The 6,000-nt window shown below is 37.7% G+C and carries 6 protein-coding genes; 5 read left to right on the forward strand and 1 reads right to left on the reverse strand.

The features are described 5' to 3' along the window. The first annotated feature begins 253 nt into the window (after nt 1-253). From K8F54_RS01090 to K8F54_RS01105, 4 genes are all read left to right on the forward strand, one after another. Entirely contained in the window at nt 254-988 is a 735-nt protein-coding gene (locus K8F54_RS01090; RefSeq protein ID WP_290785831.1) for a DUF6090 family protein, read from the forward strand. Between the two features lie 191 nt (nt 989-1,179). Next, the gene (locus K8F54_RS01095) at nt 1,180-1,875 is read left to right on the forward strand and encodes a T9SS type A sorting domain-containing protein (RefSeq protein WP_290785833.1); all 696 of its coding nucleotides are present in this window, start codon (nt 1,180-1,182) and stop codon (nt 1,873-1,875) included. Nucleotides 1,876-2,104: 229 nt separating this feature from the next. Continuing rightward, on the forward strand, nt 2,105-2,650 hold the full coding sequence (locus K8F54_RS01100) for a cupin domain-containing protein (RefSeq protein WP_290785835.1): 546 nt from the start codon (nt 2,105-2,107) through the stop codon (nt 2,648-2,650). A 283-nt stretch (nt 2,651-2,933) separates the two neighbouring features. Further along, nucleotides 2,934-3,218, forward strand: coding sequence for a hypothetical protein (locus K8F54_RS01105; RefSeq protein ID WP_290785837.1), 285 nt, complete (start codon nt 2,934-2,936; stop codon nt 3,216-3,218). A gap of 93 nt (nt 3,219-3,311) precedes the next feature. On the opposite strand, the gene K8F54_RS01110 is transcribed toward K8F54_RS01105, so the two are convergent. Next, nucleotides 3,312-4,061, reverse strand: a complete 750-nt coding sequence (locus K8F54_RS01110; protein ID WP_290785839.1) for a hypothetical protein — start codon at nt 4,059-4,061, stop codon at nt 3,312-3,314. A 975-nt stretch (nt 4,062-5,036) separates the two neighbouring features. Between K8F54_RS01110 and K8F54_RS01115 the strand changes: the two genes are divergently transcribed. Continuing rightward, nucleotides 5,037-5,759, forward strand: coding sequence for a DUF6090 family protein (locus tag K8F54_RS01115; protein ID WP_290785841.1), 723 nt, complete (start codon nt 5,037-5,039; stop codon nt 5,757-5,759). Nucleotides 5,760-6,000 lie beyond the last annotated feature (241 nt).

A 6,000-nucleotide genomic window follows, 5' to 3' on the forward strand; every position in this document is an offset into this window, starting at 1 on the left:
TCCTTCCAATTTGACCGCTGTCCTTCGACTCCGCTCAGGGAGCAGCTGCTGCTACAATCGCTATACAAGTCTGTTGTGCTTCATTATCTGAAATCCAAAATTTAATAATTTTTCTATCTTTAGAGAAACTAACCTCACATGATTAAATTCTTTCATTATCGCAACGTCATCCCGAGTACTCGGGATCAAAGGTCTAGTAGACCTTTGGTTGAGATACCCGCTTGCGGGCGTAACCTAAATAACCTGAGTATCTATGTTTAAGTTTTTTCGACGCATTAGATTCGACCTTATGGAGAAAAATAAAACTAGAAAGTATTTAAAGTATGCTATTGGAGAAATTTTTCTTGTCGTTATTGGAATTTTGATTGCGCTGAGTATTAATAATTGGAACGAGAATAGAAAATTAAATAAGGAAGAATTAAATCTGCTATCTGATATAAAAGCCAACCTCATATCAAGCCTTGACACCTTTAAAAATGACAGTTTATTAAATCAGCGAGATATTTTGCGCTACGAGAAAATTGAATATTACCTTGAAAAGGACTTAAAATACAATGTTGAACTTGATAGTGCTTTTGGTGTCCTTACCTTTTGGAGCACCCCGTATATTACATCTTCAGCGTATAAAACACTTCAAACAAAAGGTCTTGACCTTATCAAGAATGAGCAATTAAGGCAAGAAATTGTTCGTGTCTATGAAGTCGAATTGAAGTCGTTGGTCGAGGACTATGATAAAAGTGAATGGAGTATAAATGAAATTGTTAATGACTTCTTCTCAAAACACATTAGGCGATTGCATAAAACATCCTTGGTTCTCGCCAGACCCAATAATTTTGAAGCGTTAAAACGAAATGAGGAGTTTGATAATTTATTAAGTATGATTATTAGGCAACGAAAACGAGGCCAGGAATTTTTTGGTGATGTAATGTTTGAAATGCGCAACTTGATCGAAGATATTGAGACTGAATTAAGGTCAAGAGAAAAATAACGAAGGCACAGCAACGGCTATAATTAAGCAGGTCTCAATAGTTAGCATGATAATTATTACTACTTTTAAACGTAATAATTGATCTGAATAAATCGGTAAGTTGCTGCTCCTTCCAATTTGACCGCTGCCCTTCGATTCCGCTCAGGGAGCAGCAGTCACGAACAATATACATGATGGCCATACAACAAACGATGAGAAACTTACTAATTTTAATAATACTAGCCGCTTCGTGCCAAGGATTTGCGCAAGACCCGGATCCAGATTTGTTTCAAACCTGGTATTTATATCGTATTCTTGAGAGTGATGCATCGGAAATATATGAAATTTCAGAAATAGAACCTCCTATTACTCCATTCGTTACAATTTCTGAAAACTTGAATATAAATGGTGAAGGTGCCTGCAATAGCTTCATGGGTATATACAGCTACGAAACCCCAAATGTCTTAAGAACAACTAGTTTTAGTAATACAACCGACAACTGCGGGATTCAGATTCACAATTTTTTTGAACAAGACTTTTTTGCTTTTATGAATGGTGATGGTGATAATCTTTGGTTTCAAATCACACCGGATAGCGAAGGCCTGACATTACATTTAAGTAATCAAATATTTGGATGGGCTATTTTTAAAAATTACCCCCTTTCAATATCCGATTTTTATTTAAATGAGATTAAAATTCACCCCAATCCAAGCAGTTCTCAAATCTTTATAAAATCGGAAAAGTATCCTGTCACGAAAATAGAGCTTTATAATTTCCTAGGAATGAATATTCAAACCCAAAACGATAAGGTGGCAGCTATGGATATTTCTAACGTATCCTCCGGTATATATCTACTAAAAATACACACTGATTATGGAGCAACGATAAGAAAGATTGTCAAAAAATAGTTCTTATCGCGAAATAAATGAAAGTGGAAAAGAAGCCAATGGTTAACAACACCTAACTTGCTGTGTAGCTGGTTAACTAAAATTAAATTCCTACATTTATTAGATTATAAACCTTAAGTGAAAAATATATTTCAGCGGAGCTAACACGTGCGTAGCAAACCTGCTGGCTGGCAAAACAAATGTTAGCCTTAACCGTTAGTGGCAATTCAAATAATTTAAATATAGAATTATGGCTGTAAAATCCTTGAAAATTAATAAGAATGGAGAGGTTCTATTAATTACTCGATCTGGGAATGATACAAATGGTGAAATAACCGAGTTTGAGGGTATGGATGAACCCGGAATAGGTCCTCCAATGCATGTTCATTTTATACAAGAAGAAAAAATCAAACTTCTTAAAGGTAAAATGAGAGCAAAAACTCCTAAGAAAGAATTTGATCTCGTAATGGGACAAGAATATATTTTTGAACCTGGCGTACCACATCAATTTTGGAATACAGGAGACGAACAGAATCATTATTCTGGATATTTGAAACCTTCGTGCAACTGGGAATATATCATTGAAAATGTATATCAATCTGCAAATTCTGCTAATGATGTAAAACCTTCTCCTTTCGATGCTGCATTCTTATTGACGAAATATAAGACTGAAATTGATTTATTGATAATCCCAACTCCAGTTAAAAAACTCGTATTCCCAGTACTTTTCGCTATTGGTAAGTTGACAGGAAAGTTTAAAAAGTTTAATGACGCACCTGATGCTTTTAGGAAATAAGTATGTAGGTTATGTCATTAAAAATGAATTTATAAGAGTATCTAAATTTAACAAGATCTCCTTGTCAAAATGAAGATAAAAGCATAAATCTGCCACTAACATCATCTATAATGCAGTGTTAACTTTATCCAGAAAATGAAATCTCGAACAAATAACTTACATTTAACCAACCTCAACATATAAACTAACGGCTTTGCCAATTGCCCTGCCTACCGTATGCCGGTACAAGACCGTTGCATGTGATGCATATAGCCCCATAACTAATCTTAAAAAAGTTGAGAATATGACGCAAAGCCTCTCTACTAAAATTTTAATACTCAATCTTATTTTAATACTTCTCGCCTTTATTGTAGGGTTTTATTGGAATGAGTTGGGATTCTCTAATCATGACCAAAATTATCTAGCACTCGCAGTTATAATTATTTTTGGCTTATCCGTAGGTGGATTATTTGCGGGAATTGTTGAACATAATTATGACCAAATGGGAGCAATAATTGGAATTATTGGTAACGCTCTCTTAATCATCATATCAATTTCAATATTCATACTTGCAATAGAGCATGTTTAGGACAGGACCCAAAACAACAACGCATTTTATTAAAGCTAAAACGTAAAAAAGGGGACAGTCTCCCGTCCCCTTCCCATTATGCAAAAACAAGGTTTATAGTACCTCGATAATGGACAGCGAATTATAGGCCCCATTGCTTAGGGCGTACTGCTTGCCATTTAACTCCTGGTAAAAGGCCACCAACAATAAATAGAGTTGGTTTCCACTACCGGTGGGTACCCCTGCCGGGGCCATGGTCACGGTAGTAGCGCCTTCCACCAAGGGGGTTTCTACCTCATCACTTACTTCCAAGGCCGCCTCACCTGTGGCAAAATCCAGATTCAAGAAGCCCGCCCTAAATCGTACATGGGTTGCTCCCTCGGGATACGCCAACTGATGCTCGGCATCGAAATTGTCCAAAGTGATGGTTCCTGTAGCCGTATCCAGTTCGATCTCGGTACGAACCACTGCCTGTAGCGGTGCCACGCTGTTAAAATCGAAGCCTTTTAGTAGGTCCTTCCCTTCGGAAGTCGCCAAACCAACAGCTACGGTACGATCCCCTCTATTCGAGGTGGTATCCAGGTTCTTGATCGCCGCGAGACTTTTTACGACTCTGGGGATCAAGGTAGCATCACTAATATGCTTGCTAAGGTCCAATACTGCCTTACGCAGTACCGCTCCTGTTTTAGTAAGGTGTCCAAACTCCTTACCGTTCTCACGGGTTCTCTTAAAGGCCGGATCTTTTTCAATACGCTCGGCCGAAACGCCCGTTTTCCGTCTAACTCGGTACCCATCTTTACTTTTATAAAAGGTAAAATCGTCTATGGTACCTTCAATCTTGATAATACTTGACTGTAACGCCATAATTTCTAAGTTTTAAATTAAACATTCAGTTACATCGGTGTGCTTGAAATCGTATTCATTTTTTTTACTGTTTCAAACACCAGTTCCGGAATCCGATAGACCAAACATAGAACGTACTTTTTTGATACACAAGGGGCTAGTTCCGTTTACGACCGTTTTTGACCTTTTTTGCCGAAAAAGACCAAAAAGGTCACTTTTTGCCGTTTTTTACCATTTTTTACCAAAAAGGCCATTTTTAACCAATTTTTACCACTTTTTACCCTTTGGTTTAACCCCACTTTAACCCCACTTTAACCCCACTCTAACCCCACTATGCCCCAGTGCATACCAAAAAGCACCTAAAATAAGCCTGAAATAGTAAGAAAATACTGAATTGATAGGGCTTCCATACACTATCGTACCAGTATCGTACCAGTATCCATACAGTAACCTGCCAGTATCCATACCCTAGTGTACTAGTATCCTTACTTGGTCATAGGATTTCGAAGGGCGATGGAACGAAGAACGATAAGGTTTGGGGATTAGTAATTAATAATTAGTGATTAGTGATTAGTGATTAGTGATTAGTGATTAGTGATGAATGATTTAAATTCGTGATAGGTACTTTTTACTAACTTCTTTTGACCAACGCACCAACTCACTACCCACTTTCCAACGGTCATTCCGATCGGCCATGGCGGAGAAGCATCTCGATCAATTACTTTTATAAGTAACAAAATACATCCAGTTGATTTGTTGATTCGTTTATTTGGCACCAACTAGGCATCCTCTAATCTTTACCCTTCATCTTTCACTACAGGCTTACAACTTCGTGCTTCCATCCTGGTGCTTCCAACTTCGTGCTTCCGGCTTCCAGCTTTAAACTTTTCACTTTTCACTTTTCACTTCTCACTCCTCACTTTTCACTTTTCACTTTTCACTCCTCACTGCTCACTAATTCATTTATTAGTCTATCTTTAGAGAAACTAACCAACCGTGATCCAATTCTTTAGGCGACTTCGCCAAAAAACACTAGCCGAAAATAAACTCAGCAAGTATCTACTCTATGCCATTGGAGAAATAATACTTGTAATGATTGGTATACTGTTGGCCTTACAAGTAAATACATGGAACGAACTACGCATTGCCAAAAAAACAGAGCTGGTAAATATGCAGGAGCTTGTAAATAACCTGAAACAAGACATACAAGACCTGCGGCATAATTTAAAAGCCGATGCGAGCATCTTAAACAGCTTTGATGTGCTGTTAGATCATATAAAGCAGTCAGATAAATTTCATGATTCACTTGCCTATCACTTTGGCATGGCCAATCGATATACCAATTTTATTAATAGTACCTCAGCCTATGAAAGCCTAAAATCCATTGGCCTCAACAGTATCAAGGATAGTGAATTGCGATTTCAAATTATAGCCTACTATGAAAGAACCTCCAAAGTGCTACTGAACGTAGAAGGTGAATTTATCAATACCGTTGAAAATAATTTTATGAAACCCTTGAAGATCAAATATCTTGATTACGATACGAAGTTTGGTCCTGCGGTTCCCAAGGACTTTGAAGCATTGCTAACTGAGGGAAATCTAAAAACAGTATTGGTAGAACTTAAGAATGATTTTGAATGGAAAATAGGACTCACAGAGGATTGTCATGAGAAAGCCCAGAAGCTATTAACACGAATTAATTCAAAATTAAAAAAATAACCAAAGCATCTTGACGCGGTAATTATACACACTAGCTTTAACCTATTAACCACTCGCAGGCTGGCGGATGGCAGGCTCACTCCTCACGTCTTGGCTCTTGACTCTTGATTCCTTTTCCGTTCACTGCTCACTGCTCACTGCTCATCCATCACCATTCGGGATTGGAACATTATTGGTATAGCTTCTCGATACATTTTTTCGTGCTACGCGCTCAAAAACACTCGAAGTGACAATATAGCGC

The organism is Altibacter sp., from assembly GCF_019913785.1.
In the GTDB taxonomy this organism is placed as follows: Bacteria; Bacteroidota; Bacteroidia; order Flavobacteriales; family Flavobacteriaceae; genus Altibacter.